This is a genomic window from Cellvibrio sp. (assembly GCF_053579595.1).
In genome coordinates this window covers 1-3428 of sequence record NZ_JBRFPI010000446.1, presented here as the reverse complement: position 1 = coordinate 3428, position 3428 = coordinate 1, and the positions used below count along the sequence as shown (strand labels likewise).

The following is a 3428-nucleotide window of genomic DNA, read 5'->3' as shown; positions in this document are numbered from 1 at the left end:
AGCCATCATTAATGCCACTGGTTAGCGTAATAATACCTACGTTTAATCGTGCGCATATGATTGGAGATGCATTAGCGTCTGTATTACAGCAAACGTACAAAAATATCGAAGTATTAGTGATTGATGACGGTTCTACCGACAACACACAAGCTGTCATAGCAAATCTTAATGCCTCTTGCGTGCGCTATATCAAACAGAAAAATGCCGGGGCATCGGCAGCAAGGAATTACGGTATAACGCTTAGCAAAGGGGATTATGTTGCTTTTTTGGATTCAGATGATATTTATGAAAGTAAATGTATAGAGGCAAAAGTGGCCATCGCCATGGCAGATGAAAACTGTGTGTTGGTAGGCGGAGGTTGTAGCTACTTCGATGAGCATTCAAAAAGCTGTATTGCAGATACTCCAGCACGAAGCTTAATAAGCTATGAAGATCTTTGCATTTTTACGGCATTCCCTGGCGCCACATCCAATATATTTGCAAAGCGTACAGCGATAATTGCAGCGGGGCCGTTTGTTACATCGCTATCGAATTCTGAAGATCGTGACTTTTTACGCAGACTAGTAAAACAGGGAAATGTGAAAAGCTGCAACTTTAACACCGTATCAATGCGCATTCATTCAGGGTTTCGCCCCAATAGAGACAAACAAAAGCAGTATGCTGACCGAGAGTGGATCAGTGCGCAAATACCTGAAAAAAACTTGCGCCAAAGATCAAGAGCTTGGAACGCCATGGTGATGGCGAACTTGTATTGGAGTGAAAATCAAAAATTGTCGGCAATCGCATGGTGGATAAAATCGTTTCTAATTTATCCAGGCAGCGTACATCCCGAACGCCCGAGATTAAAAGCGATATTAAGGAACTATTCACCAAATAGTTATTACACAGAAACTGTCACAAGTTTAAACACTAAATGAATCAAAAATGCACGCACTGATTATCGCCACCAAATTTCCCAACACTATCCAACCCTGGCTGGCCAATAGTACTGCCCAGGTTGTTAAGCACGGTGGTAGTGTCACCATCTTCTCGATGACGCAGGGAGACCAAAACTATTCGTCCGTTGTTGATGAATTCCACTTAACCCAAGCAACAGAATATTTAAACTTTGATGGCAAGAACAAATTATTGGCTATCGCCAACAATTTTTTAAATCCATTGAATACAGTGAAAAGCCTACGTGGATTATTTTCTGCGCCGCGTTATTTTTCAAAACATAAATCTCTGGCCAGTAATCTTATTGGCGCACTGGTATTAGCACCGCATTTCATCAAACGCGATATAGACATTATTCATTCGCATTTTGAAATCACCGGACACCTATTACTGCCGGTCATCAGAGCACAAAAAGCACCCTTTGTAATCACGTTTCACGGCCTTCCGCCACCCGGGGTCTCGACAATTCCCGCGGTGATGCGCAGTGAATATGTCGATGCCGCTGATATTATTTTGGTCAACACTGAATTTGCCAAGAAACAATATATGAGCTTGGGCGCACCAGCCGAAAAGATTGCGATTATTCCGCAGGGAATAGTGACCAGTGAGTTTGTTTTTAGCGCTAAACCCAAACCAGCGGATGCGCCTGTAGAACTCCTGACGGTTGGCAGGTTTCATACAGACAAAGGGCAGCAATACGTTTTACAAGCGCTGCCCAAGCTTATTGAACTTGGCTACAACCTGCATTACACCATGGTGGGCGCCGGCCCAGAGCGCGACAATCTGGAAAAAATGATTGTAGCGTTAAACTTACAAAAACATGTCACGCTTTACACCAGCATCAGCGAGCAAAAGCTCAAAGAAATTTATTCCCGCGCACATATTTTTGTCTTCCCAAGCCTCACAGACAAAACAGGATTTCACGAAGAAACCCAAGGCGTCGCGATTCAGGAAGCCCAGGCCTCCGGATTAATTGTCATTGCCACCAAAACTGGAGGCATACCTGAGTGTGTTGAGGATGGCAAATCTGCCTTTTTAGTAGAAGACCGCAATCCGGCAGTAATGGCTGACAAAATCCAATGGATAATTGACAATCCGCAACAGTGGAATGAATGGCAACACAATGCCCGCCAGTATGTTGAAACCCATTTTGATATTGATGTAATCGGCAAACGGTTAATGAAAATATATGCCGACACCATCACCCGACATCAACAACATCATCAAGGATAATTGCTATGAACAACGATGAAAAAAGTCCCTACGAAATAAAATCCACTGAGCTGGCTTCTGCAGCAGTGTGGCACAACATGAAAATTACACCGGCTCAACGTGCAGCGCTCTTACAACAAAAGCCCTGCTGTATCTGGTTGACAGGATTATCCGGCGCAGGCAAATCAACAATCGCCAATGCGCTCGATGCACTTTTGCACAATCAAGGTAAAAAATCCTTTTTGCTGGATGGCGACAATCTACGTCATGGTCTCAATAAAGATTTGGGTATGAGTGAAAGCGATCGCGCCGAAAATATTCGCCGGGTCGGTGAAGTTGCCAAATTATTGGTTGATGCAGGGCTGATTGTTGTTTGTGCATTTATCAGTCCATACCGCCGCGACCGTCAAATGGTTCGCTCTATTTTCGGCCATGGCAACTTTATTGAAGTGTTTGTTGATACACCGCTCGATGTCTGCGAATCGCGCGACCCTAAAGGGTTGTATAAAAAGGCGCGCCAGGGGATTTTGAAAAACTTCACCGGTGTTAGCGACCCCTACGAAGCACCTCAATCACCTGAACTCACCATCGATACCTCCCGTTATAGTGTCGAAGAATGCACCACCCAAATTTTTAAAATTCTCAGCCTCTAACCTTACCGGGCGCAGGACATAGCCATGCTGAATGCAATTAATTTTGATGATGTTATCAAGCTCGCCAAACAGGCTGGCGCTGCCATTATGGACATTTATACCAGGGATTTTTCGGTGGATATGAAAGCCGATGACTCACCGCTGACAGAAGCAGATCTGGCATCGCATCATTGTATTGTCGATGGCCTAAAAAAAATAACGCCACACATTCCCGTGCTCTCCGAAGAGAGCGCCACCATTGCATGGCAAGAGCGCAGCCAATGGCAAAGCTACTGGCTAATTGATCCACTGGATGGCACCAAGGAGTTTATTAAACGCAACGGCGAATTCACGGTAAATATTGCACTGATTATTGAACAGCAGCCCGCTTGGGGCGTGGTTTACGCACCGGCCAAAGCACTGCTCTACTACGGTGGTCAACTGCAAGCAGGCAGTATCAAAGAAAGCGCGGAAGATAAAACAGCAATCCAGGTAAAATTAATGCCCGAATCGGCACAGGGATGGAAAATTGTTGGTAGCAAATCACATCAAAGCGATGAGTTTGCACAGCTGGTAAAACGTTTTGACCAACCCGATATTGTCAATCTTGGCAGCTCACTTAAAATCTGCATGGTAGCTGAAGGCAGT

4 protein-coding genes are annotated in these 3428 nt (G+C 44.7%); all 4 read left to right on the top strand.

Going from position 1 to position 3428, the window contains the following annotated elements; genetic code table 11:
• Positions 1-917, top strand: a 917-nt coding sequence (locus tag ACWA6V_RS19410; protein ID WP_449524039.1) for a glycosyltransferase family 2 protein, incomplete at its 5' end; no start/stop codon positions are given.
• A gap of 7 nt (positions 918-924) precedes the next feature.
• Positions 925-2169: a glycosyltransferase family 4 protein gene (locus tag ACWA6V_RS19405; protein ID WP_449524038.1), complete on the top strand. Its 1245-nt coding sequence runs from the start codon at positions 925-927 to the stop codon at positions 2167-2169.
• Positions 2170-2174: 5 nt separating this feature from the next.
• Positions 2175-2801: an adenylyl-sulfate kinase gene (gene cysC, locus ACWA6V_RS19400; protein ID WP_310068557.1), complete on the top strand. Its 627-nt coding sequence runs from the start codon at positions 2175-2177 to the stop codon at positions 2799-2801.
• A 24-nt stretch (positions 2802-2825) separates the two neighbouring features.
• Positions 2826-3428: 3'(2'),5'-bisphosphate nucleotidase CysQ family protein (locus ACWA6V_RS19395; RefSeq protein WP_449524037.1), on the top strand; the 603-nt coding region annotated here is incomplete at its 3' end.

Excerpts from the sequence above, each read along its gene's own strand:
- ACWA6V_RS19405 (WP_449524038.1), top strand. The coding sequence starts at position 925 with ATGCACGCACTGATTATCGCCACCAAATTTCCCAACACTATCCAACCC.
- cysC (WP_310068557.1), top strand. The coding sequence starts at position 2,175 with ATGAACAACGATGAAAAAAGTCCCTACGAAATAAAATCCACTGAGCTG.